This window comes from Pelagicoccus mobilis, assembly GCF_016595505.1.
GTDB classification, from domain to species: Bacteria; Verrucomicrobiota; Verrucomicrobiia; order Opitutales; family Opitutaceae; genus Pelagicoccus; species Pelagicoccus mobilis.
In genome coordinates this window covers 12,196-37,475 of sequence record NZ_JAENIL010000036.1, presented here as the reverse complement: position 1 = coordinate 37,475, position 25,280 = coordinate 12,196, and the positions used below count along the sequence as shown (strand labels likewise).

Below are 25,280 nucleotides of genomic sequence, written 5' to 3'. Positions count from 1 at the left end.
CTTTACACCGATTACTCCGAGAGCCAAAGAATATTCGTCACAATCCTCGGATAGTAGAGCGAGCCATGGGCGACTCCGGAGCGGAATTGGTCGGAACAGGCGGAGAGCTTGGAGCCTTCTCGTTCCCAGCGGGCGTGGGCTTGGTCGGCTTTGAATTGGGCTTCGCCGAAGTCGAAGCCGAGAACCGCCCGAGCCACGAATTGGCAGAGATTGATCTTGGACATCCAGGAGTTGTCTGCGGATGAAGATAGTTTCCAGCCTCCATCTTCGTAAAGGCACATGCCTGTATCCATGATGTGGTGAAAGTGTTTTTTGAGAGTTGCGATATATTCGCTGAACGGGCCTTCCGGATCGGTCGCGTGAGTGAGGCCCATGACGTGTGGATAGACGAGGGCCTCGATCGCTGGGATGATGGCGCTTTGGTTGTTTTCCTCTAAGACGGCAGGTATGAAGCCGAGCTCCTCATTAAACCCTTTGGTCAAGGTATCAGCTGCGAGTTTGGCGGATGCCGCTGCATTGTCTGCAAGCTCCTCGAGAGCGCTTTCAGTGAAGAGGCTTTCCAGGACCACATAGGATGCCCACATTTTTCCGCCAAGGTAGATGTTTCGACGGGATTGGCCGAGGGAGTGGTCGAGTGAATCGTAAGTCGTGATCTCGCCGCCGCCTTCAGTGCGTGAAGATTCGAAGCTCATGATGCCGTCTCTCTTCGCGGGATCGGGGTTGTCGCGGTTTTGCAGCGACTCATAGCATTCGACGAGCGTTTGACGGTGCTTTCGCAGAAAGCCTTCGTCCCGGGTCTGGGCGTAGTAGACACCTGCGCAGAGAACCCAATTTGTGAGTTGCTCGCAGGTCATGTGGGAGAAGCAGGCTCGGTCTAGGCCTCCGACTTCGTAAGAGCTGCGACCTGCGGGGCTCCAGTGATTCATGACTCCCATGTCGTGGGTGAAAGAGAGTCCTCCTGGATAAAGTGTATCCGGATCTTGGGGATCGAAAACGGAATCGTAGAAGGAGTATCGTTCCGTGAACTGCTCAAGGATGTTTCGAACGGTCCATGGGTTGAATTGCATCTCAAAGAAGAGCATATCGACGGTTAAGTCGAAGGTGTTCATCATCAAGTACTCTCCCTCGTTGACGACCCAGACGGATTTCGCCCCATCCCAGAGCCACTGAGTTGAGCCGTAGTAGCTGCGAGTAGCGTGGGCGATGAGGAATTTCTGCTCGTCGTTGAGCGTCGCCTTTTCCAGTTCGGCATCTCGTTCTGCGGCGATTGCGAGATAGTCCTCACGACTCGCTAGACCGTATTCGAGAACCTGTGACAGGTTGGTGAAATGTTGCGTGTAATAATAGGAAAGTTCTCGGTTGTACGTGGCGGGGCCGGACTTGAAGAACCCGAGTACGATTTCGATGGTCTTTTCTTCGCCAGGACCCACTTCGACCTCGAGTCCAGCGGTGGGGCCGAGGAGGAACTCTGGCGTGGAGTGTTGGCGGTTCATTGCTGAGATTGGATCGAAGTCCATCCAGCAGCTTACGCCATCGGTGTCGGTCGCGAATCCGATTTGGCCTTGGCTTGTGGCTCCGGTCAAGGAACCGCCGGTCGATTCCTCAAGAGAGCTCCAGCGTCGATCGATTCCGAGGGCGAAAATGCCGCGGCGACTGGTTGTGCTGTCATTTGTGAATCGTAGGGTGAGGTGTACGACGGGGCAGCTGGCGAATCCCAGTTCGCTCGGCATGGCTTCGGCCGGATCAGGAATCGGGAAGAAGGGGGTCGCGATTTCGAGCGAGACGCCCTCAGCTCCAATGGTGTCGGTCGCCCACTTGTAGTCGCGCTGAACACCTTGCAGAACCTTGAGTTTGCCGCTGGTGCCTTCGGCACCCTCGACGTAGCGTTCGGACTCGGAGGATTCGCTCCCTTCAAAAAGAGGGAGGAGACTCAGCGTGTTTTCCGCGTCGAGATAGCCTATGGAGATTTCACCTTGGAAGGCGGCTGGAAGCTCGAGGCCCATGCCACCTTTGGCTCCGTGGGCGCCGCAAGTGAAGGAGGCGAGCGCCCCCATAGGAGAGTGGTGTGCGTGAAAAGAAGGGTTTTCTGGCTTCATGAAATCGTTTTCTGACTACGTGAGTGCGAAAACTATTTCAATTCCCGTATGCGTAAAGGTGCGCCTTGGACTTTCTATAGAACAGCGAGTGCTCTATTCCTCTTCTTGGGTTCCCCACTTTCGTTTGATGGCGTCCCGGTAGTAGCGAAATGACGATGAGACGGTTTCATCAAAAGTGATGAGGAGCACCGGCAGGAGAATGAGCGTGATGGCTGTGGCGAACACCACTCCGAAGCCGACCGATACGGCCATGGGCTTGAGGAACTGGGCTTGCACGCTTGGTTCAAGGAGAATCGGGACGAGGCCGATAAAGGTGGTCAGCGTGGTGAGCAAAATCGCTCGGAAGCGCTGCGGTCCTGCCTCGATGATGGCTTCTCTGAGGCTTGCCCCTTGTTTCCTCAGGTCGTCGATTCGAGCGAGGAGGACAAGCGAATCGTTGACGACGATGCCCGAGAGGGCGAGCACTCCGAAGAGGGAGAGGATCGACACTGGGATGCCCACGATGAAATGGCCGAGCAAGGCTCCGATGATGCCGAACGGGATGACCGACATGATGAAGAACGGTTTGATGTAAGATTTCAGCGGGATCGCCAAGAGGATGAAGATGAGTAGGAGCGATAGCTTTAGCCCATCTTGCAGGGACTTGATGGATTTGCCCCGTTGTTCGGCCTCGCCGCGTAGAGCGAGGTTTACCTCTGGATGTTCAAGAGCGAAGACGGGGAAATATTCGATGTTGAGAGCAGCCAGGATCTCGTCTCCGGAGGTGACTGTCTTGTCCACCTCGGCGGAGACTGAAACGATGCGGTTGTAGTCGGCGCGCTCGATGGCGGCTAGTGACTCCCCGAAATCGGTTTCCGCAACGATGGAGAATGGGAGAGCGGTCCCGTCGGGCAAGCGAACGCGCATGTCGCGTAAGGTGTCCAGTTGGCCACGGTCGTCCTCAGGGTAGCGTACCATGGCTTTTACCTCGTCGCGTCCGCGTTGGATGCGTTGGGCCTCCTTGCCAAAGAAGGCGGAACGGATGGCGCTGGCCAAATCGCGTCGGCTGAACCCGGAGGCCTGGCCGGCGGGGGTGAGGTTGACTAGGATTTCGGGGCGACCGGAGCTGAAGCTGTCTTTGATGTCGTAAACTCCCGGATACGTGGAGATTCGCTCCTTAAGAGCGTCGGCTGCTTCCTGAAGGGCTTCGAGATTCTTACTTTCTAGCTGAAGCGACAATCCTTGGCTAGGCGGACCGGCTCGGCCGCTGAAGGAGAGCGCTTTGGCTCCGGCGATCTCGCCCACCTTCTTGCGCCAGCGATTGACGATCTGTCCGGTGTCGATGTCGCGTTCTTCGGATGTTGTAAGACTCGCCGAGACGCTTGATTTGGTATTGGAGCGAGAGGAAATCTGGATGTGTCGCACGGCGCTTTCTCCGAACTCCTTGATGATGTCCTCGTTGACGAGGCGAATCGCTTCGGCGATTTGCAGGGTGCTCTCGTGGAGGTGGGAGACGGGGAGACCTTCTTCGAGGGTGAGGTTGGCGGCGACGTTGTCTTGGAAAATATCGGGGAAGAAGACGAATCTAAGTTTACCGGAAGGCAGCAATGAGCCGATCAGGACGAGGAGGCCCAGAAATGCCGAGAGCGTTACGTAGCGGTACTCGATCGCTTTGATCAAGACGGGGCGATAGGTGGAGTCGATGAATTTTCTCAATCCTTTTCCGAAGAGCCCTTGGAAGCGTGCCCAGAATTTGGATATCGGGTTTCCTGGCTTTGAGTGAACGTTGATATGAGCCAAGTGGGAGGGGAGGATCAATTTTGATTCGATGAGGGAGAAAATGAGGCAGAAGATGACGCCGATCGCGATCTGACCAAAGACGTTGCCCATTCGGCCGGAAACTTGTGTGAGCGGGAAGAAGGCGGCGATGGTGGTGAGCACTCCGAAGGTCGCAGGAGTGATAACTCTGGATACGCCGCGTACGGTGGACCGTATGTTTGCGTCGGGATCTTTCCAGTGTTTCTGGTTTTCTTTCTCCGTGTAGATTGATTCCCCCAAGACGATCGCATCGTCGACGATGATTCCGAGTACGATAATAAAGGAAAACGCGGTAATCAGGTTGAGTGAAATATTGAATACAGGAAGGTGAAATAGGAGCATAGCTCCTGCGATCGATACGGGGATGCCGATGGCGACCCAGGCGGCGAGTCGGACATTTAGGAAAAAGCTAAGTGATAGCAGCACGAGCAATACGCCTTGCAGGCCGTTTTGCGTGAGAAGTTCGAGGCGGCTGCGAATCGACTCGGATCCGTCGTTCCAAGCCGAGAGCGTAACGCCTTCAGGGAGTCCGAAACGTTGCTCATAGGTGGAAGCAAGAGCGGCGGCTTGTTTTGAAGCGACGATGATGTCCTTGTCGCCATCTGTCGTGACCTGAAGGCTGACGGTTGGCTCGCCGTCGAAGCGGTTGAGATACTGTTGGTCTACGTAGCCGTCTCGGATGATGGCGACGTCCTCCAAGTGGATGCGGGTGCCATCTGGGTTGGTTCTGAGCGGGATGCGGGCGAAGTCCTTTTCGTTGTAAGCTTGGGCTCTGGATCTGAGGGCGATGTCGCCACGATCGGATCGGAGCAAGCCCCCAGACAAGTCGATGGAGTTGTCTCGAATGGCTTGGGCAACTTCGTCGAAGGTGATGTCATAGGCCCGTAGCTTATCTTCGGTGAGTTCGATGGATATTTCGTAGTCACGGTCGCCAAAAACGTTTACCTGATTTACGTCGGAAAGCTTGAGGAGTTCGTCGCGCACCTCGCGTGCGGTTTCTTTGAGAACGCCTTCGTCCACCTCGCCGTGGACATCGATCCAGATGACGGAGTTTTTCCGTTTGTTTTCTTTGATGACCGGTTTTTCCGCTTCGCCTGGGAAGGTCGAGATCGCGTCGACTTGAACCTTTATGTCATTGAATAGCCTGCCGACGGGGTAATCTTCTTGGGAGTCAACGGTGACGGTTGCCCCAGAACCTGTGCTTGTCGATCGGATACGCTCGATGCCGTCCACGCCCTGTAGGGCTTCTTCGATCTTGATGGCTACGCCGCGTTCTACGTCTTCGGGTACCCCTCCGTTGAAGGGGACTGAGATGGTGACGGAGTCTGCTTCGAAAGAAGGGAATGCTTCTTTGCGGATGTTTATTGCGGAGCTTATCCCCCAGCCGAGGATTACGAACATCAATATGTTCGAAACCACAGAGTTGGACGCGAACCACGCGATGATCGGGTGTTTTTGAATAGGGTCGTCAGCCATGGCGAATTTCTATTGGGGGTCGATTAGTTCGAGTCGGTGTGGATGGCTTTGACTTTTTGTCCCTCTTTAAGAGAGGCGAGTGGGAGCTCTAGAGCCTGCAGCGGAAACGGGAATTTGGGGGATTCGATCTTCGCGAGTATCTGTCCTTCCTGGGTGAATACGATGTCGATTTCTTGTTTCGCCAGCGTCGAATCTGGGCTGACAACCCAGACGAAAGCGTCTTCCACGACCGCGGCCTCCCTGAACGTGAAGACCTCGTTTATTGGTTCGGCTGAGATGGACACGTTTACAAAGGCGCCGACCGGCAAAAAGGCTCTCTGATTTTCAAAGGGATCCTCGATGTCCCCGACGAGGTATACGCTTTGGTTCCGTGGATCGATCAAGGGCTCGACTCTTCCGATGGAGGCTTCCCATTCCGCGTTTGGTATGGTGGGGGAAGTGAGGGTGGCGCTGAGCGGGTCGTTGTTCTCTCCGAAGTGCGGGAGGCGGAGACGGGCGGCTTGGCTAGGAGTGATTGGAACTCTCACCTGGATACGCTCGCGGGCTAGAATGGAACCGAGGCCTGCTCCTCGGGAAACGACGTCGCCGAGACTGGCGGTGCGTTTGTCGACGATCGCATCGAAGGGGGCGACGATGGTGGTCCGTTCGAGATCGAGTTCAGCTTGGGCGACGGCGGATTTCGCGGATTGCACGGCAGCTTTTGCTGCGGCGAGTTGCGGTTTGCGTAGCGTTAGGTCGGTCGCTTGGGAAAGAGCTTTTCCGGCGCTTAGCCAGTCTTCCTTGGCGAGAAGGCTACGCGTTTCCTCCTCCGCCAGCGCGGTGATGGCGTTGGCGAGGGCGGCTCTTCTGCTTGCAAGGTTTGCTTCGAAGTCGGCCGGGTTGATTTTTACCAGCCAGTCTCCTTTCGCGAGGGAGTTTCCGACCTCGAAGTCGGGCGACATTTCTATGATCTCTCCGCCAACTTGGCTGGAGACCAAGGTGCTGTAGTAGCTTTGCGTGGTGCCGAAGGTTTGTACTACAGGGGTGACGGTTTGCGGGGAGGCTTCGTTTACGACGACACTGATGACCACTTCCTTTTTGGGGAAGGTGGGCGGTGCTTTTCGGCCTTTGACCATAAGCACAGCAAGGGCGACCATGACAACAAGCAGGACGGGAGCTCCGATCAGATTGATGATGAGTTTCGTGTTTTTCATTCGGAATGATGATTGGGTTCGGGTTAGACTCCCTTGCCGACTGAGAGGGCGAGTCGAACTCGATTGTTGAGGCGCGAAGCTTTGAGGTTGATGACTCGTCGTTCTGTATTGAATACGCGTCGTTGGCTTTCGAGAAGAGAGAGGATTGTGACGAGGCCGGTTTCGTAGTCTCGTTGAGCTCGTTCCATGGAGCGGCGTGCGGCTTCGAGGGCGGAGACTCGAGCGGTTTCTTCGCTGGCGAGATAGTATTCCGAGCCGAGGGCGTTTTCGACTTCCTTCAAGGCGTTGAGCACTACTGACTGGTAGTTGAAGTAAGCTTGTTCTGCTCGTGAATTGGCTGCTCCTATGTTTGATCTACGGGCTCCTGCATCGAATATATTGACTGAGAGGGCAGCTAAGGCGCTCCAGGAATTGAAGGCAGAGCTTGATAGATCGTCCAGGACAGAACTGGCTCTGCCTCCGTCTGCAGTCAGGCGGAACGATGGGAATAGTTCTGACTGAGAGACTTTTATTCGTTCGTCGGCGGCGATGAGTCTTTCGTAAGCCGCTACTACGTCTGGGCGTGCTGTGAGCAGATCGGATGGGAGTCCAGCTGAGACAGTGGTGTCGAGACTGGGCCACTGCGTTTCGTGGTTGTATTCGGCATCTGGATAGGAACCGAGGATTTGGTTGAGGGTTCTCGCGGCTTGGTCTCTGTTGTTAAGGCTCGCTTGTAGGTCTGCTTTGGCGTTTTCGAGGTCCGTTTTTGCAAGGTTGAGAGCGGTGGAAGTCGCCTCGCCGAGCTCGAAGCGGCGTGAGACCAAGTTTTCGGTCGACTGGAAGGATTCCACGCGGCGGGCGTCGAGATCTAGTATCTTTTCTGCGGATACAAGACTGAACCATGCTTGCATCGTTTGGCCGACGAGCGATTGCTCGGCGTTTAGGTAGTCGGCTTCTGCCGCTGCCAAATCCGCCTTGCTCGCTCGCACGTCGGAGCGGATCTTGCCCCAGATGTCGACTTCCCAGCTTGCGTCTAGGCCGATGCTGTAGGTGTTGTCTGGAGAGCCGCCGACTGGGTCGTTGCGCCGTGCGGCGGCGTTTGCGTTGAGCTGTGGGAGTTGAGATGACTTTGCTCGAGTCACGCTGTAGGCCACTTCGTCTAGGCGAGCCCGCGAACGCTGGAGTTCCGGATTGTTTTCGAGAGCTGATTCAACAAGTGAGTTGAGACCTTGGTGGTCGAAGAGCTCCATGAGGGAGTCCTTGATTTCGAGTTGTGGGACCGACGCTTTCGTGAACTGCTCGGGTGTCGCGAGAGTCTCTTTCTCCTGCCAGTCTTCGGTGCTGACGCAACCTGAGATGGCGAGGGCGGTAAGTGTTAGTGAAAGGAGGGGAGTGCGATTCATTTCTTGTTGGAGAAGGAGTTTTTCAGAGCGGCGAGCCCGGCGAGAGCAAACTCGATTTGACCGTGAATGTAGTGATCAAGCTGTGATGGTGTAGGCGGCTCGGGGAAAATTCGTTTTTGCAGAGGCTTGGCTACTTTCACGAAGAAGCAGAGTGCGGCGATGTTCGCGTGGGCCTGGTTGAGGAGCTTTTCGGATCGTGTGTCTAGGAGCTTGCCGAGTATCTTACGGACTCGTTGTCCTTGTCGCTTTTGGATTTCCTGCAGGACGAGAGGATTCGGGCCGGAGGGGCGATTGAGCTCATGGCAAACGATCTGGTCGATTCGGCCAGCGGGTCCGTCGTCAAATACGCGTCGAATGACCGAGCTCATGAAGTAACGAAGCTGAGCCTCAGGTGTTTCGCAGCTTTCGTCTTCGAGTGGGTAGGTGCGTTCGGCGATTGAAAAGGCCTCTGCAATCGCTTGTTCGAACAAGGCGTCTTTTGAACCGAAGTGGTAGTTGACGGCGGCTATATTCGCGTTGGCTCGTTTGCAGATTTGGGAGGCAGTCGTGCCTGCGTAGCCGTTTTGAGCGAAGCTCTCAATGGCTGCGGAGAGGATTTTCTGTCGGGTCGTGGCACGAGTCATCGTGAGCCAAACGAACAGATTCAAAAGCCTATTTCAAATAATTGTTTGAATTTTGGGGGCTTTCAGGGAATCCCCGTTTTTTCGCATGGGGTTGCCGGTCGTTCTAGAGAGCGAGACGGATTTTGAATCGATTCAAGATTCCGGTTGCATACACGATCGCGAGGGCGAAGAGCATCGATGTTGCGAGGCCTATGGTCCCGGTCGTGAGGGCGGGTGGCAGCTTAAATCCACTCATTATGAAGATGGCGTAAACAAAGTAGGGAAGCAGGTAGCAAGTGAGGGTGGCGGTGCCGGCGGGGTTGAGGAAAGACGCCCAGCGCGTCGCCTTTTTGATGTCTGCGATCCAAAATAGAACCGAGAAGGCCACGAAGCCGATGCCGGTACAGATCTCGGTCCAGGCCGGGGTCGCCAGGATCTTTGAAATTCCCCAGTAGGGGCGGAGTAAAACTCCAACGAAGAGGCAGAGTAGGCCGAGGGCCAGTAGGCTGAAGCAGTATTGGAGAGGTTTTTGTTTTGTGGAGGGGTGGAGGTAGAGGAGCGACGCGAAGCAACCGGCCATGGTGAGGGCGGGGAGTGACGCGTCGCCTACTATCCAGATGTAGCTTTTGACCGGGCTTAGGAAATCTAGCCAGCCGGCGAACGATGCGATGTTAAAGAGCACTAGCCCTATCCAAGCGATAGCGATCGGGAGGATTTTTTCGCCAGTGAATAATTGGAGCAAGGCGCAGATCAGGTAAGACCAGCCGATCAAGCCGAGAATGCCCCACCAATGAGGTTCGATCCAATTGTATCCGCTTTCTGGATCGCTTCGAAACAGGGCTGTAATTGTGGCGAGAACTAGCCATCCCGCGGACTTGAGTAGGATTCGCTTTGAGCGCCAGTCTTCTCCTTTGGGATAGACGTTCCAAATGAGGAAGAATCCTAAAGCCATGGCGATCTGCCAGATGGGCCGAGGTAAAAAAGCGGATGCTTCGTGGTAGCTCTCGAGGTTGACCATTAACACTCCCATCAGAATCAGCGAGGCGGATCGGATGATGATGTGGTAGGCTATTTCGATCCGGTTCTGAGCTTTCTTCTGGCGAGCTCGATTGGCGAAAGGAATCGATAGTCCGACAATAAAGAGAAATGCGGGGAAGATGACGTCGGAGAAACCGAGGGCGTCTTCGTCATAGGCCATGTGCTCCAGCCAATGGGGAATGTCGGTTAAGCTCCAGAAATCGTTGACCCAGACCATTAGGAGCATGGTCATTCCGCGGAAGATGTCGATGGATTGTATCCGGTCGTTCATAGGGAGGGGGAGAAGGGCACTATCATTTTGGGAAAATTTCTTCGAGGACTTTGATAGGGCCGAGTTGTTTCTCTGTTGCTCCCGTTGGGTCTTCGTAGAGATCCATGAAGTGTTTGGCGGAGGACCAGTAAGTGTGGAGGATTCCTTGGTGGCGTTCTGCTAGCTTAGGGTTGGAATGGGCTCGGAAGGCGATCGCTTGCTCATATTGTTGTCGGGCGGGAGCCGGTTTGTCCCAGGGGCAGGCGAGCACGTTAAAGCCCTTCAAGGCGAAATATGTGGGAGTGGGTTCCGCTCTTTCGTAGTGCCAATCGCAGATCACGACGTCGGTGGGGATGAGGTCGATGGCTCGATGGGTGCCGCTGTCGCTGGCTTCCCACATGCCGATACCGGTTGTATCCGCGTCGATAAGACGGTCGCCCCAGATCCAGAGTTTCTTGTTGGTCTTGGCGAGATGGTCCCGAATTTTGATGACTTCGCCGGCGAAGAGTTCGGCTACGTCCTTTCCGCGGCAACGGTCGCACTGGTCGTGTCCGATGTAGAAGACTTCGTCGAGTCCGGCGTGGAAGGCGTCTGCTTCGAAGGCTTCGGTTATTTCGTCGACGAGGGCGAAGACGATTTTGTGAACGTCGGGATGGAGGGGGCAGTAGCTTTTGCAGTAGAGTCCATCTTGGTTTGGCCACTTGTAGGTTCCCTCCGGGGGCAGCTCGATTTCTGGGGTTTCATCGAATTCTGGATACACTCTAAGGAGCGGGCCGAGGGTGCTGTGCCAAGACTGGTGTCCGAAAAGGTTGATTTGCGGGATTATCCGGATGCCGTTTCGCTTGCCCATGTCCACGAGTTGTTTGACTTGGGCGAGGCTGAGGGGATTGGGGGCTTTCAGCTCCGGGTGGCTTTGGTAGTCGAAATTGTAGTCGACGCGTAGCACGAGCAGGTTGATCCCTCTGGGGGCTAGTTCGGTGTCGACGAAGGATATGAAACGGTCGACTTGCTGGGCTGCGGGGCATTTGATGCTCAAGCCTCGAACGGGCAATTCGTCCGAAGACCCGAAGGGGAGATTGAAGGATAACGCGAGTAGTGAGAGCAGCAGAAATCGAGTCATAGGGCGGGGTATTTTGATTAGTATAATAAAAGCGGCTAAGGCAAAATTTTGCAAAGATGCTTTAGTTTTTGATTTATCCGGTGAACGCGTGGATGCGGCAATAGATTCCTGGTTGTCGATTCTGGTCCGGCAGCAGCGCTTAGAGTCTATTCGTAAGTCCCCGAATATCAGACTTTTTCTTCCGAGGGAGGCGACGTTCTGGTGCTGATTTTGGCGCTTCTGTTGCTATGTACCTTGCCCGTCCTTTTCTGCCCACCAATCCCAAACAAAGGACACCTATGCAGATTCATGAACTCCTCGGTCTAAACTCGGAGCGACCCACCCAGTCGCGTCCTCAGAATGGCTCTTCTCCACTACATTCGATGGCGATCGGTTTCGATTCTCTCCTGGATCGAGTTACTGCGCCACAGATTCCGAAAGGGGTGGTAAAGGCAGCGGATGCCGCAAGGTTGGACGGTGGCTATGCGGGCGAGATTCTTGGGATTCCTGCAAAGCGTCCCGGTGAGGTTCACAGCGAGGAGGACGCGATGAAGATCTCGGAATTGAAGAGCGCCTACCTGGAATTGCTCCCGAGTTTTGGTGGAGTCCCGTTCACGCCACCTGTGGAAAACTACGATCCACAGGTTGAGATGCTACGCTTGGCACGAGTCGAACTGAAGGTACAGGCGATGGAGGAGGCTGGCGAGATCGATAAGGCGCTGGACGCATTTATTGGGATCCATGGATTGAAGGACGAGTTGACGGCGGAGCAGAAATCTAAGCTTAGGAAGCGACTTGTCGATTTGACCAAAGCGGTGCTTCTAGAGTCGGAGTGGCAGGATGCCTATGCCGGCAAACTGCTAAAGCGCATAGATGTAACCATTGAGGGGATACGGGACTATCTTCTAGGAGAATCTGGCGCTATCCGAAAAGTGGATGCGAGCGAGGATTTGCCGTACGGTGATCCGGATTTGCTAGGTTTCGCGGATGATCCCCGCTGGGTATCGTTTGAAGTGCCTCCATTCAGCTTGATCGCGAAGGCGGATCAGATGTTGATGGAATACCGTGCCGAGCTGAGGAGCTGAGGCTCGCTGTTTTAACAGAGCTATGGTTGCAGCATTAGTAACGATCTAAACGAGATTTAGTGAGTTTCTTAATCGCGGAGCTGGGGGCTGAATCGATGGCAAGTTTGCGGAAGCGGGCTCCATCGTCCTGTTTTTTTGATCGGAAGTGAAGGTCAGCGAGGACTGCGTAGTATTGGTAGGAACTGCTGAGCCAACTCGGTGGTTCGAATTCAGAGAGTTCACCGAGCGCGAATTGCGGACCTTTAAATTCGGCGACTGCCATCGCCCTATTTATTCGATGTAGTGGAGAAGGGGATACTCTATCCAGTAATTGGTAGAGTTCTGCTATTTTTTCCCAACGTGTTTCCGAGTAGGATGGGGCTAGGCAATGTTCTGCGGCAATTCCTGCCTCGGCATGGTAGCGAGAAAACTCCTCTCCAGTGGCGGACTTCGCGAGATATTCGAGTCCGACTTTGATCTGCTCTTGATCCCACTGGCTACGGTTTTGCTCCTCGAGCAGAAGGAGGCTTCCGTCTTCCTTTTGTCGTGAACTCATCCGGGCAGAAAGAAGGTGGAAGAGGGCAATCAGAGCGAACGTGCTTGGGGATTGTCCATGAGGATTTTCGGCGAGGATTTTGGAGAGTCGGATCGCTTCCTGGCAGAGTTCGAGCCTGATCGGCAGATTGGAGTGGGTGGATAGGTGCCCCTCTGTGAAAATTAGATAGAGTACCTTTTGGACGGAGGGGAGGCGAAGGGCGTATTGAGTGTGGGTGATTCCGTTCGAAAGTTCTTTGGCAATGCTGTCGCTTGCAAGGGCTCTGCGAGCTCTGGCGTATCGTTTGTAAGCGTTTTCTTCTGTGACGAAAAGTCGTGTGGCGACTTCTTGGATACTGAAGCCGCAAAGCGCTTTGAGAGCGAAAACGAGTTGTGAGTTGATCGGGATCGAGTGGTCGCAGGAGATGAAGAGCATCTGTATGAGGTTATCCTGCAACTCGCTTGGAGCGGCTACGCCTTCGGAGGTCTCGGCAAAATCTTGAGAGTGTTCCTGGAGTAGTCGGCCCTGATTGGATCGCTTTCGAAGCTCGCCTAAAAGACTGTTGCGAGCGACTTGAAAGAGCCAAGCGGAAGGGTTCTCGGGGACGCCGGAAACGGGCCATGTTTGCATGCCTTTTAGCAGTGCAGACTGGACTGCGTCTTCGACGTCCTGAAAATAGCGAGTTCCAAATCGGCGGGAAAAGGTAGCGGTCAGCTTACCGTACTCGTGCCGGAAGAAGCTTTCTGCGAGCTCTCGCTTCAAGGAGTCTGGATCTGACGGATTTCGACCGTCGAGCCAGGCATGCCGATGCCTGGGCTTTCCTCGACAATCTTGATCGCTTCTTCCATCGATTCGGCGGAGATTATCATATAGCCGCCGGCGATTTCTTTAGACTCGGCAAAAGGGCCATCGACCGTGCCCTCGGCGCCGACGACTTTCCCGCCTTCGGCAAGCTTGCCGCCCATGTCTACAAAGTTGTCTTTGAACTTTTCAGACCAAGATTGGAACTTGGCGAACATCTCTTGCATTTGAGATGGAGGTGGAGGTTCGCAGTTTCCTGCGGGGCTGCGTTGGATACAGAGGTAGTTTTGTTTAGGCATAGCATCAATAGGGTTAGAATTATTGGTTATGTCAGGAATGGTGGATTGCCGACATAAATATGATGCGTGGGATCAGCCTAATTGGACACGGAGATCCAATTTTTTTCAAACCTGGGTTAATGCCGGAGGCACCTATCTTTCGTCGCTTAGCTCCTCAAGTGTCGTTTCACTCGGTGCGGCGAAGCCGACCTGACACTTTTGTTTTAGTCGAACCTAGGCACTACGGCAACGACGGTACCGAACGTGAGTGACACTCGAGCGAAGCGAAGACACGTAGCCCTCCTATTTGGCCGTGGATTTTAGGAGGTATTCGAAGGCGGAGAGGCCTGCTTTGGCTCCTTCCCCCATGGATACGACGATCTGCTTGTAGGGGACGGTGGTGACGTCGCCGGCTGCGAAGAGGCCGGGCTTGTTTGTTTCGCAACGGGTGTTGATTACGATTTCGCCGTACTTGTTGGTTTCGACGAGGTCTTTAGCGAATGCGCTGTTCGGGGCTAGGCCGATCTGGACGAATACGCCGTCGGTGCTGTGAACGCGTGTTTCTCCGGTCTTGCGGTTTTTCAAGACCATGCCTGTGACTCCCTTAGGGGAGGCTTCGATGCTCTCGGTGGAGGTGCCGGTGATTATTTTCGCATTTGCCGTAGACTGTAGTTGGTCGACTAATACTTGGTCAGCTTTGAGCGTGTCTAGGAATTCGACTACGGTTACGGATTTGACGATGCCTGCGAGGTCGAGGGCTGCTTCTACGCCTGAGTTGCCGCCGCCGACTACTACGACGTCTTTTCCTTTGAAGAAGGGCCCGTCGCAATGCGGGCAGTATGCGACCCCTTTGCCGACGTTTTCCTTTTCTCCGGGGACGCCGAGTTCGCGCCATTTGGCTCCGGTGGCGAGCACGGCAGTTTTGGTCTTAATCTCTTCGCCTGAATTGAGTTTGAGAGTCCAGCCGTGTTGGCCTTCGAGTTGGGAGATGGATTCGACGCGTACTTCTTCGCGGATTTTGACTGGATAGGACTCGAGATGGGCCCGAAGGTTTTTGGTAAGTTCCGGTCCGGTGGTCTTCGGGGTGCCGATAAGGTTTTCGATACCCATGGTGTCCGCGACCTGGCCGCCTATCTTTTCGGCGAGCATGAGGACGTTTAGTCCTTTGCGTGTGGTGTAGATAGCGGACGCGGCTGCGGCGGGGCCGCCTCCGATAACGGTGACATCGTACAGAGTCTCGTCGTTCGCTATTTTGACGGGAGCGATGGTCGTGTAGTCCTTGAGCTTATCTAGGATCTCGCTAGCGGTGATCGCGCCGTTGGAAAATGGTTTGCGGTTGAGGAATACGGCGGGAACGCCTTGCACGTTTCTTTCGTCGGCGAAGGCTTTGTGAGTGGCGCCGTCGATCATCTCGCAGGAGATGAGCGGATTGATCGTTGCGAACTGGTTTAGGGTTTGCACGACGTCGGGGCAGTTGTGGCAATCGAGGGAAACGATGACCTCGAAGCTGAGCTCCACGTCGATGGCGGCGACTTGTCGGATCAGGGCGTCGTCGAGACGGACGGGCACGCCTCCGGATTGCAGGAGTGCGAGAATGAAGGTGTTGAATTCGTGACCGCCTGGGATGCCTGAGAAGCGAATGCCGGTGGGGTTGTGGTCGGCTTGGATTTCGAAGGTGAGGCCTTCGCGGACGTTGAAGCCGGTTTCGCTGTAGGTGAATTCGACTTGGTCGGAAACGGTGGAGACTTGTCTCAGCATGTCGACCAGCTCAGGACGCTTGGAGTGCGGGCCATCGAAGAGTTTAAGCTGCACGGAACGCGTGAGCTTTTCGGTGTAGGCCTTGAGGGTGTCGATGATTTGCGGGCTGAGATTCATTTCGTGTTGTTTACGTGGAGAAGCGAAATTCGTTAGAGTAGTCTAAGCTAAAAGGATTACGTTCGCGAACTATTTGTTGTTGTGAGTTTTTCAAAAAAATCCCCCTCGCTTGAGGGCGAAGGGGATGTTGTGAAATTTGGTTATTCAGCGGCTTAGATCTTGCCGACGAGGTCGAGGCTCGGAGTGAGCGTCTCTTCGCCTGGCTGCCAGCTTGCTGGGCAAACTTCGCCGTCGTTGTTGGCTACGTATTGAGCTGCCTTGACCTTGCGAACGAGATCCTTAGCGGAACGGCCGATGCCGAGGTCGTGAACTTCTGCGACCTTGATGAGGCCTTCTGGGTTCACAACGAAAGTGCCGCGGAGGGCGAGGCCTTCTTCTTCGATCATGACGTCGAAGCCGCGAGTGAGCGCGCCAGTCGGGTCGCCGAGCATTGGGAACTTGATCTTGTTGATGGTCTCGGATGCGTCGTGCCATGCCTTGTGTACGAAGTGCGTGTCGGTAGAAACCGAATACACTTCTACGCCAGCTGCTTGTAGCTCTTCGTAGTGGTCAGCGAGGTCGCCGAGTTCTGTCGGGCAAACGAAAGTGAAGTCTGCTGGATAGAAGCAGAATACCGCCCACTTACCCTTAAGGTCTTCGGAGGAGACGGTTTTGAACTCTCCGTTGTGGAAAGCTTGAACTTCAAATTCAGGAATAGTGTCGTTGATTTTAGCCATAAAGTGGAAGGAGAGGTGTAGTCTCTCGAGGCGTTTGTCACGCCCGATTTTCGAATTGGGCGGGAGATTAGCAGAGAATTGAAGATAGTTGAAATATATAAAAGATATGCTTTTGATAAGCAGCGTTTATGGAACTGCAGCAGTTGAGGTATTTCGCTTCGGTGGCTCGCCACCGCAATTTCACGCGAGCGGCGGAGGAGTGTCGGGTGTCGCAGCCGGCTTTGAGCATCCAGATTAAGAAGCTTGAGACGGAGTTGGGCGGGCCGCTTTTTCATCGTCAGGGGCGGCAGATCGTATTGACGAATGTGGGGCGTCACTTGGAGGGCAAGGCGGAGTCGCTGCTGCGAATGCACCAGAGTACGCTCGACGAGCTTAAGGATGCGGTGAGCTCGGGCGGAGAGGCGCATTTCGGGGCGACTTTGACGATCGCGCCTTACCTGATTCCCTATGTGGTTGGACATGCCAAGCAGGACGATATTCCGCCGTTCAAGATGCAGGAGAACTTTACGGAGGGCTTGCTGGCGAGCATCTTGGACGGGACCTTGGATTTTGCTTTGATGTCCACACCGGTGGAAGAGCCTCGTCTTCTCGTGAAGGTCATCGCTAGAGAGCCGTTTGTTTTGGTTATGCGGGCAGATCACCCTCTCGCGAAGAAACGCAGCGTGAAGGTGGGGGATTTTCGAGAGGAGCCGTTCTTGCCTTTGAGCCAGATTCATTGCGCGGGGCGACAGATCAGGGAGTTCTATGAGCAAGGGGCGGAAGGGCAGAAAGCTACGTTTGAGAGCGCTCAGATCGACACGATCCTGAAATTGGTCGCTAAGGGGCAGGGGATTTCGCTGCTGCCGAAGATGGCGGTTCTGGAGTCCTTGGACGAGGCTTTGTGCTATCGAGAGATCGAAGGGGCAAAGATCGGGAGGGACATTTCCTTGGTACAGCATCCCGATCGCTATCTTAGCGATGCCGTGAGGAAGCTGATGGGATTGATCGAGGACTGCCTGACCGATTTCGTCGCTTAGGATATAATTCGCCTGAAGATGTAATATTTGAACCTGCAGGTAAGCGGATGGGATTGTCGGTGAACGGATTTAGCTAAGATGTCGTGAAAATGGTGATTGTGGCGGGGGACTACTTGAATTGAAGGGGATTGGATCTAGGGTGTGAGGCTCGTTAATCAGGCGACCCTGTAAATCCGACCCATACCCCAATCTTGCGGATCCAACCCCATGTCAGAAAATTGCTATGCCAACTTGTATTGGCGTTCGCTGCGATTGTGCCCAGCGAACTGGCAGCAGTTGGCACGCTTGAGAGAGAGACGTTTCTTTTCGACACCTTGTCGGTAGAGGATGGTTTGAGCTCGGATTTCATATTGAGCATCGAGCAGGATCAACAGGGGTTCATCTGGTTTATCACCCGGAACGGAATCAATCGGTACGATGGCCAGAACGTAGAGACGTATTATCGGAAGGTCGGGAGTTCAAATCATCCCGACTTCAACTGGTACCATCATTCCTTTGTCGACGATGAGGGTAAGCTTTGGCTGGGCCGCTTTGGAACGCACACGGATTCCGAAAGCACCTTGATTAACTGGTATGATCCGATAACGGGAAACTTTGGCGACATTGAGCAACTAGGGACCGGCGCTGGCTCGGAACGCCATATGGATTTGATCGACGCGATCCAGGTGGATGAACGAGGGATGTACATTATTGGAAGCCGAGGGCTTCAATATTTGGACAAGAGTAGTCAAGTGCTGGATACGATCTGGCCTGAGAAGATGCATCGCGAGCGGATCTCGACACATACTGTTTCCCGAGCGATTGACGGAACATTGTGGATGGGAACGGGGGGAGACGGGGTCTTGCACTACGACCCAAGGGAAGGACGCTCTGAGGTCTTTACGGTTGAATCAGCTCCATTTGCTCTTCCTGCCAATGACGTTTTTGTAATCGAGCAGTTTGAGGAAAATGTTCTCTGGCTCGCTGAGACGGGAGCGTGCTTGACTAAGGTCGATCTGGAAAACGACAGCTCTCATCCTATGTCGATCGCATTGGGCGGAGATCAGAGCAATCGCAGCACCAGTTATTTCGCCCTAGAATTGATTCAAGACTCACGTGGAAGAGTCTGGATGGGGACTCTGCATAACGGTATGCACATACTTAATACGGAAACGGGGCAGTTTGATCCGTTTGTGGTAGAGCACCGTTCTCTTCATCCGCATTACTTTAGGGCCAACATAATCTTCGAGGACCGGGAAGGCACGCTCTGGGTGGGGACCGAATCGTATGGGGCTTTGAAGATTGATTCCTACAAGACGAGTGTGGGAGTCGTGAATCGTCTTGTCGCTCCTGATACAGGCGATGAGGCTCCGGCTTGGGAGGTGGTTGCTGAAGACAGGCATGGGAATATTTGGGCGGGTTCGGAAAACCAAGGTGTCTTCAAGTTTGACCAAGACTTGAATTTCCTGAGGCGCTTTGTGCATGAAGAGGGAGATGCGAATAGCATTCACCATAATCGAGCGACACGCTTGCTCGCGGACGATGCCGGATTTATGTGGGTGGGGACCTCGTTTGGGGCTTCACGCATTGACGTGACGTCTGGCGAGGTAGAGCGGATAACTGCTGATTTGGCGGAAGGGGAGAGCGTGTATTCGAAAACTGTTGACGCGATGCACGAAGATGCATCGGGCAACGTTTGGATAGCCCAACAGAAATTGCTGGAAAAATACGATGCCTCGTTGGGCAGGTTGGTAGACTTGCCGCCAGAGATCGAAAATGCAGCGACAAGCCTCGTTGAGGACATAGAAGTGGGGCAGGATGGATTGGTTTGGCTGGGTACCGCTAACGGTGTGGTTCGCTTTGATCCAGACTCGATGGGGCGAGTCGAATGGGGGGATGACGTTTATGACCCTCGTTCCATTCGGGAGGAGAGTGTTGAGGATTTGTTTCGAGATTCGAACGATCGAATGTGGTTGGTTACTCGTTCGGGGATCGCTCGATTTGAAGGCAAGCAAAACGCGTTTTTGTTTTACGATGTTCGCCGGACTCTTTCCACGGGCCTAGTCTATGGTCTTGCGGAGGATGATCGCGGGCAAATTTGGGCTGCCACGCACAAAGGAGTGATTCGTTATTTGGAGGAGAGTGATTCGTTTGGCGATTTTCGACGGATAGAGTCGGATCTAGGTAGACCGCTTACGCGTATTGGTACAAGTGATACTGGAAGGTTGATGCTGTCAAATTTGACTGGGTTTGTTTGGTTCGATGCAAGCGACGTGGGAGTTGCCGAGACACAACGTCAAGATGTGCCGTTGTTCATTACTCGTATTTTGGCGAATGGGGAGGAGGTTTCTTTTGGACCTGCGTCGCCGCTTCCGACGGTGGAGCTTTCGCCGGGCGGAAATTCGCTGTCAGTGGATTTTTCTCTGTTGGAATTTCGTGACTCAGAGAAAAGCGTTTTTAGTTACCGTATTGAAGAGTTGGATGCGGACTGGGTGTATGCGAATAAGCGAAACAATGCGACCTACAACCAACTCCCGCCGGGTAAGTATCATCTAGAGGTGCGAGGTGCGGGGTCCGATGGTGTTTGGAGCGATACGATTGTGTTGCCGGTGTTAGTTTTGCCTTATTTCTGGCAGACGATCTGGTTCAAGCTGTCGTTGTTTGTGTTCGTTACAGCAGGAGTCGTTGTAGCCCATAGATACATGACCCATAGAATCCGCTATCGGAATCTAAAGCTCCGTGACCAAATCGAATTTAGGAAACAATCGGAAGCGAAGTTGCGTGAGTCGGAAGCTAAGGCGTTGGCTGCAAAGGTGGAAACGGAGCATGCCTTGAGGGTGGCTGAGGCGGCGAGTGAAGCGAAGAGCCTCTTCCTTGCGAACATGAGCCATGAAATTCGTACGCCGTTAAATGCGATTATGGGTATGAGCGAGCTCTTGCGCATGAAGGATATGAAGGAGGATCATGATACCTTCATTGATACGATCCGCTCCAGTTCTACGCATTTGTTGGGATTGATCGAGGGGCTCCTCAACTATACGAAGCTGGAGTCCGAGAAGGTGAAAGTTAATTTAACGCCTTGTGAATTGGGAGAGGTCGTGAATGACGTCATCGCGATCGTGAGGCCAGACGCGATCAAGAAGGGGATCGAACTGAAGGTTGAATGTAGCGAAGAGATTCCGAAGTTCGTGTTGGCGGATGCTGGATTGCTGAAGCAAATCCTTTTAAATCTCGCTAGCAACGCGGTCAAATACACTCCCGAGGGTTTTGTATCGGTCGGGGCGAAGCTCAATGGTTCCTTCTCGGATCGAGTTAGCGTATTGTTCGAGATTGTCGACTCTGGGGTGGGTATCTCCGAAGAATCGAAGGAGCGTGTATTCAATATTTTCGAACAGGAGGACCCATCATCAACTCGCGTTTATGGTGGCGTGGGGCTTGGATTGTCGATCGTGCACAAGTTGACCCACTTGCTAGGCGGAGAGGTGTCGCTCGAAAGTGAGAAGGGGAAGGGATCTAGGTTTAGGGTCGCCATCGATTTCGCCCTCCCAGTTGAGGGAGGTGGAAATCAATTGGCTGTTGAAACCTCGGCAGATGTATAAACGCCCAGCCATCATACTTCTTGTATTCAGGATTACACTCTTTGCTTTTCTGCGTTTAATTAGTCTTCGGACTCCTTCACTGTTGGCGGAGTAGGGGGCGTTGCGAGGAAGAGACCGCGAAAAATTCGACTACCTGAGCGGGATATCACGCGTTCCTGACTACGTTGTATAAAGACGCCCCGTAGAGACTTGGACTATTCTTGAACTGATTTCATAGCAGCTCTCCGGCGGTTGTTCGCTGTTGTTGCTGCAATCAAAGCGTCAGAGCAGAGGTTGTTGATGACAATGAAATGCGAAACAAAATTCGCGTAAGTAGCTTCTCAAAAAGCCTCAACACAGGAACTAAATTCAAGAAAATGAAATACATCAACAAACTGTCGGCCCTCGTAGCCATTTTCGTCCTCGGCGGAGTTTCGTCCGCATCCGCTCAACCGGATGATTCGGTAACACGCACCTATACGCTGCCCAACTTTACTGTGGAAGGAGTTTCTAATCCAGTGCTCCAATCGTACTCAACACCTCGCGTTCATAACTCAACAATAGGCACTGAGATCACAATGTACTACACGATCAACAAGAAGGGTCGGGTCCAGAGTATCCGTTCAAATGCGGGTCCATTCTCCGAAATGTCTGAATCCGAATTGTCGATACTCATGACGCGAACGCTCCGAAGCTGGAAGTTTACTCCCGCTACCAACGGTGTTGGAGAGCCAGTGTCGATAAGGGTATCCATGCCAGTGAAGGTGATGTCACCTGGGGCAGGGGGTGACGCGTATGCAGGCATCGTAGTGAAAGACATGAAGCTCGTCGCCAAATCAGGCTAGTTGGACGACACCACTTCATTAAATGACTGAGAGCTTCGCCCCGGTTAGGGCGGGGCTCTCGTTGCTGAGGTGCTTGCTGCTTCAGCGTATTGAGTCTGTTCCGCTTTGCGAATTCGAATCGAACGTCGAGCTTGGTCAAAGGTGTGCTAAGTGAGGTAACCGCCGTCGATTGGAATGGTTTGGCCTGTGACGAAGGAGGATTTCTCGGAACACAGCCATACGACTACATCCGCCACTTCCATAGGTTGTCCGAATCGCCCGATGGGGTGCTTGGCGAGGAGCATGTTTTTTAGGTCAGAGTCATCCTCCAGAGCTCCAGCTCGATCTGTCATATCTGTTTCTATGATCGCTGGGCAGACAGCGTTGATACGAATCCCCTGAGCAGCGTATTCGAGGGCGGCAGTCTTTGTGGCCCCCGCGACGCCGTGTTTACTTGCGACATATCCGATCCCGATAAGGCTCCCTTTCAGGCCTGCAATTGAGGACATGTTAACGATCGCTCCGCCGCCGCGTTTTAGGATTTCCGGAATTTGGTATTTCATGGAGAGGAAGACACCAGTTAGGTTGATATTGATTAACTGGTGCCAGTCGGCTTCCTCGAGGTCAGCTGTCGGGATGAAGGGCTTCCCTTCGATCCCGGCGTTGTTGAAAGCGAAATCGAGCCCTCCAAATTTGGATACACTCTCACCTACCATCTTTTGGACATCCTGGGACTTCGAGACGTCGCCTTGAACGAAGTGCCCCTTACCGCCTGCATCTTTTACGAGCTCGACGGTTTCAATTCCTTCGGCTTCGCGTCTTGAGGAGACAACTACGTTCGCTCCCTCCTTGGCGAAGGCGATGGCAGTCGAACGTCCGATACCGGAGCTTCCCCCGGTGATGAGTATGGTTTTGTTTTCAAATTCAGGCATTGTTGTTTTGGATTACTCGATTCTTAGGTTGAAGGGCTTTGTTTCTTGCTAGGTGCTGCTTGTGTTTTTCGAGGTCGAAGAAGCCGAGGAGAAACCAAGCGATGATCGTCACGGCTGCAATGGCGGCTGCGATACTGGTTAATCCTGCGAAATCGACTAGCTCTGGGTATACCCAGGATCCGGTAGATCGACCTAGGTTGAATATCGCCATGTAGCAGGCGAACTGTGTTGTCGCTATGGATACGCGGCAGACTGACATTGCCAGAGCTATGCCAGTGATGAATAGGAAAGAGCTTCCTAGCAATTGGAAGAAAAAGGCTCCTAGCACCAGGTAGGGCGAACTCCAATGGTTGAGGGAGAAGAATACTATGATGAAGAAGCCAAAATAGACGAGCAAGACCCATCGATACGCTCGGCACGCTCCAAACTTGTCGATGACAGGTCCATACGCGATTGCAATAATCGCAGCGGCGAAACTGAAAATGGAAAACCAGTTTGCGTATTGGGCGTCAGTGTAGCTAAGCTGATTGATTGCGATTTGTGGCCGCCAAACAGCAAGCATGCCTTCGGACAGAGTATCGATGAACGCAGCACAGATGAGGAGTAGACTCATCGGAAAGACTAGGCTCCTAATTAGCGTTTTGGTACGTTGAACTGCGGTGCCCGAGATTACGTCTTCTCCTACCTGGCTTTCGCCATCGCTCCAGGGAAAATGTCTTTCCCCAGGCCGTTCAGGAACGAGCAGGGTGACTACCAGGATGACGGAAGCAGCAATCAGGATGTAGAGCCCGATTGCGGGAACTCCAATTGTATTCAGGAGTTGGATCGCCACGACCCCTGTTATCGACATTCCGACTCTTTGTCCCCCAGCCATAAACGCGTTGGCTCGACCACGTTCATCCTCTGGAATGATGGCAATTGCGAGCCCATCGACTGCGACATCCTCAATGGCGGCGAATGCGCTCATCGCGGTGCAAACTCCCGCTAGGAACCAAAACTGGGTTTTGATATCCGTTACAAAGAGAAGGCCAAGCGAGGACAACATCATCAGTAGGAGCATAGCGATGATCCAAGGACGCCGTAGTCCCATGGGGAAGAAGTTGAACTTGTCGATGACTGGCCCTGCTAGAAGCTTGAGGGCCCAGGGAAGACCGGCAATTCCTATGAAGCTTGCTATTTGTTCCTTCGGAATGTCGTTGGCGGTGAACCAGGCAGGGAGGGCAATTATGAATAGGCCGATTGGAAGCCCTTGCATGAAGTAGTATGCAGTGAAAACAGCGAAACGAAGTTTCCTGCTTTCTGATAGGGCTATTCGAGACATACTGTGGCGATGTGTTTTAGGGATTAGACTGTGGTTGCGGGGAAGTAGTGAAATCGTCCATCAGGATCGTGTTTGCGTATCAAAGTCTGGAGACGTTGCCAGTTCACTGCTGAGAAGCTTTGTTTGTGTCGTTCCTCTGAAAGAGTGATGTCGGACTCGTTAACGTAGTAGCCGCTAGTGTGTTCTTTCATGGCCGCGACAGTCTGCCGTCCCCACCTTATGTTTTCTGCATCGTGTTTAGATTCGGACCACACGCTGTAAACAGCTACAAAGGTAGAGGCGGTCATTGAGTAGATCATGTCTTCTTTCTCGCGATCGGGAATCGGGCCCGGTCGGAACGCTAAGAGGATCAGGCTTTGCGGGGAGGGGGATTTCTGAGCCCATTTGCAGATTTTCTCGATGTACTTGGAAGGAGCCGAGTCTGTGAAGAACGCATCCTCAGCGGATCTCGGTAGGCCTGCTGGCATCGCCCCGCCACTACTTGGCAATGATGAAAGGGCAGTGAACGAAGTTTCAGTGTCGCTTGCTGGTCCTAGTTTGGAGGGCGGCGCCTTGTCAAAGGGTGCCAAGCAATCTCTTGCTTCTTCCTTTGAATGAGCGAAGGCAGTGGCGGTAATTGAAAGCACATGACGGCGTTCGCCAGAGTCTGTCTCAGACTGTTGGAGGAACGCCGAAATTTCGACTTTTGCAGGCAGCTCGCTTGTTGCTTCATCTAACCACCTTGAAACCATCGAAGCTGACTCGATTGGATAACTTATTGAGCGCTGATGAATGTGCGTAGGAAGTGAATACAAGCGTATGTTGTAGCGTACTGCGATTCCGAAGAATCCAGCACCTCCGCCGCGAGCCGCCCAATAATAATCGGTGTTATGAGTAGCGTCGGCGTGGATCAAGTCGCCATCCGCGGTTACGACGTCGACTGCTGTTACATTGCTGCAAGCGACTCCCCATGCCCCGCTATTCCAACCGAGTCCTCCGCCCAGCAGGAATCCGCTCAAAGGGACGGTGGGGCAGTGCCCTATCGGAAAGGCTAAATCGTGTTCTGACAGAACTTGAGTGATGTTGCCACCCAAGGCGGCGGCTTCGACAGATGCTGTTTTGTTTGCTGAATCTACATCGATGGAATTTAGCATCGAGATATCGATGAGAATTCCATCATTCCGCATGGAAGGGGCAGAGGCGTGGTGACCTCTCCCCCTTATGCTAACCTTCAAATTGTTAGCCTTGGCGAAATGGACGGCGGCCTGTACATCGGATACGTCTTTTGCCTGGACAATGGCGTCCGGCTTCAGGCTTGGTTTTCTTGCGTTCCAGATGAGGGAAACACGAGTGAGTTCGTAAGAACCAACGTTTCGTAGAAAGAGATTGCCGGTTATCGATTTAGACAATTTTTCCCATGTATGGGTACTAATTCTGAGTGCTCCTGCG

18 protein-coding genes are annotated in these 25,280 nt (G+C 53.5%); 4 read left to right on the top strand and 14 right to left on the bottom strand.

The genetic code is table 11. From position 1 onward, the window contains the following. Positions 1–11 precede the first annotated feature (11 nt). The 7 genes from JIN87_RS18315 to JIN87_RS18285 all read right to left on the bottom strand — a co-directional run bounded on the left by JIN87_RS18315 (position 12) and on the right by JIN87_RS18285 (position 10,954). Positions 12–2,096 carry a glycoside hydrolase family 52 protein gene (locus JIN87_RS18315; RefSeq protein WP_200357056.1) on the bottom strand — a complete coding sequence of 695 codons (2,085 nt, stop codon included), beginning with the start codon at positions 2,094–2,096 and terminating at the stop codon, positions 12–14. 93 nt (positions 2,097–2,189) lie between these two features. Continuing rightward, entirely contained in the window at positions 2,190–5,369 is a 3,180-nt protein-coding gene (locus tag JIN87_RS18310; RefSeq protein ID WP_200357055.1) for an efflux RND transporter permease subunit, read from the bottom strand. A gap of 23 nt (positions 5,370–5,392) precedes the next feature. Then, the gene (locus JIN87_RS18305; protein ID WP_200357054.1) at positions 5,393–6,562 is read right to left on the bottom strand and encodes an efflux RND transporter periplasmic adaptor subunit; all 1,170 of its coding nucleotides are present in this window, start codon (positions 6,560–6,562) and stop codon (positions 5,393–5,395) included. Between the two features lie 23 nt (positions 6,563–6,585). Beyond that, positions 6,586–7,944, bottom strand: a complete 1,359-nt coding sequence (locus JIN87_RS18300) for a TolC family protein (protein ID WP_200357053.1) — start codon at positions 7,942–7,944, stop codon at positions 6,586–6,588. Further along, positions 7,941–8,567 carry a TetR/AcrR family transcriptional regulator gene (locus JIN87_RS18295; RefSeq protein ID WP_200357052.1) on the bottom strand — a complete coding sequence of 209 codons (627 nt, stop codon included), beginning with the start codon at positions 8,565–8,567 and terminating at the stop codon, positions 7,941–7,943. Before JIN87_RS18295 ends, JIN87_RS18300 begins: the two co-directional genes overlap by 4 nt. A gap of 103 nt (positions 8,568–8,670) precedes the next feature. Further along, entirely contained in the window at positions 8,671–9,855 is a 1,185-nt protein-coding gene (locus tag JIN87_RS18290; protein ID WP_200357051.1) for a heparan-alpha-glucosaminide N-acetyltransferase domain-containing protein, read from the bottom strand. Between the two features lie 22 nt (positions 9,856–9,877). Then, positions 9,878–10,954 (bottom strand): family 20 glycosylhydrolase, encoded by a 1,077-nt coding sequence (locus JIN87_RS18285; protein WP_200357050.1) that lies wholly within the window; start codon positions 10,952–10,954, stop codon positions 9,878–9,880. 278 nt (positions 10,955–11,232) lie between these two features. Here JIN87_RS18285 and JIN87_RS18280 point away from each other — a divergent pair, with 278 nt between their 5' ends. Then, the gene (locus tag JIN87_RS18280; RefSeq protein ID WP_200357049.1) at positions 11,233–12,018 is read left to right on the top strand and encodes a hypothetical protein; all 786 of its coding nucleotides are present in this window, start codon (positions 11,233–11,235) and stop codon (positions 12,016–12,018) included. A gap of 34 nt (positions 12,019–12,052) precedes the next feature. Here JIN87_RS18280 and JIN87_RS18275 read toward each other — a convergent pair whose 3' ends face one another. From JIN87_RS18275 to ahpC, 4 genes are all read right to left on the bottom strand, one after another. Then, positions 12,053–13,294, bottom strand: a complete 1,242-nt coding sequence (locus JIN87_RS18275) for an RNA polymerase sigma factor (protein WP_200357048.1) — start codon at positions 13,292–13,294, stop codon at positions 12,053–12,055. Continuing rightward, positions 13,291–13,632, bottom strand: coding sequence for a YciI family protein (locus JIN87_RS18270; RefSeq protein WP_200357047.1), 342 nt, complete (start codon positions 13,630–13,632; stop codon positions 13,291–13,293). The genes JIN87_RS18275 and JIN87_RS18270 overlap by 4 nt, the downstream gene beginning before the upstream one ends. Before the next feature lie 282 nt (positions 13,633–13,914). After that, on the bottom strand, positions 13,915–15,486 hold the full coding sequence (gene ahpF, locus JIN87_RS18265; protein WP_200357046.1) for an alkyl hydroperoxide reductase subunit F: 1,572 nt from the start codon (positions 15,484–15,486) through the stop codon (positions 13,915–13,917). Between the two features lie 152 nt (positions 15,487–15,638). Continuing rightward, positions 15,639–16,202, bottom strand: coding sequence for an alkyl hydroperoxide reductase subunit C (ahpC, locus tag JIN87_RS18260; protein ID WP_200357045.1), 564 nt, complete (start codon positions 16,200–16,202; stop codon positions 15,639–15,641). A 128-nt stretch (positions 16,203–16,330) separates the two neighbouring features. Between ahpC and JIN87_RS18255 the strand changes: the two genes are divergently transcribed. The 3 genes from JIN87_RS18255 to JIN87_RS18245 all read left to right on the top strand — a co-directional run bounded on the left by JIN87_RS18255 (position 16,331) and on the right by JIN87_RS18245 (position 21,620). Beyond that, positions 16,331–17,218 (top strand): LysR family transcriptional regulator, encoded by an 888-nt coding sequence (locus tag JIN87_RS18255; protein ID WP_200357044.1) that lies wholly within the window; start codon positions 16,331–16,333, stop codon positions 17,216–17,218. 254 nt (positions 17,219–17,472) lie between these two features. Next, a complete protein-coding gene (locus JIN87_RS28840) occupies positions 17,473–20,796 on the top strand; it encodes a sensor histidine kinase (RefSeq protein ID WP_200357043.1) in 3,324 nt (1,107 codons plus the stop codon). Positions 20,797–21,152: 356 nt separating this feature from the next. After that, entirely contained in the window at positions 21,153–21,620 is a 468-nt protein-coding gene (locus JIN87_RS18245) for an energy transducer TonB (RefSeq protein ID WP_200357042.1), read from the top strand. Between the two features lie 146 nt (positions 21,621–21,766). On the opposite strand, the gene JIN87_RS18240 is transcribed toward JIN87_RS18245, so the two are convergent. The 3 genes from JIN87_RS18240 to JIN87_RS18230 are packed head-to-tail and all read right to left on the bottom strand — an operon-like array spanning position 21,767 to position 25,240. Continuing rightward, complete coding sequence (locus JIN87_RS18240; RefSeq protein WP_200357041.1) at positions 21,767–22,531, bottom strand: glucose 1-dehydrogenase; 765 nt, start codon at positions 22,529–22,531, stop codon at positions 21,767–21,769. After that, positions 22,524–23,852 carry an MFS transporter gene (locus JIN87_RS18235; protein WP_200357040.1) on the bottom strand — a complete coding sequence of 443 codons (1,329 nt, stop codon included), beginning with the start codon at positions 23,850–23,852 and terminating at the stop codon, positions 22,524–22,526. The genes JIN87_RS18240 and JIN87_RS18235 overlap by 8 nt, the downstream gene beginning before the upstream one ends. A gap of 23 nt (positions 23,853–23,875) precedes the next feature. Beyond that, positions 23,876–25,240: an FAD-binding oxidoreductase gene (locus tag JIN87_RS18230; RefSeq protein WP_200357039.1), complete on the bottom strand. Its 1,365-nt coding sequence runs from the start codon at positions 25,238–25,240 to the stop codon at positions 23,876–23,878. Between the last annotated feature and the right edge of the window lie 40 nt (positions 25,241–25,280).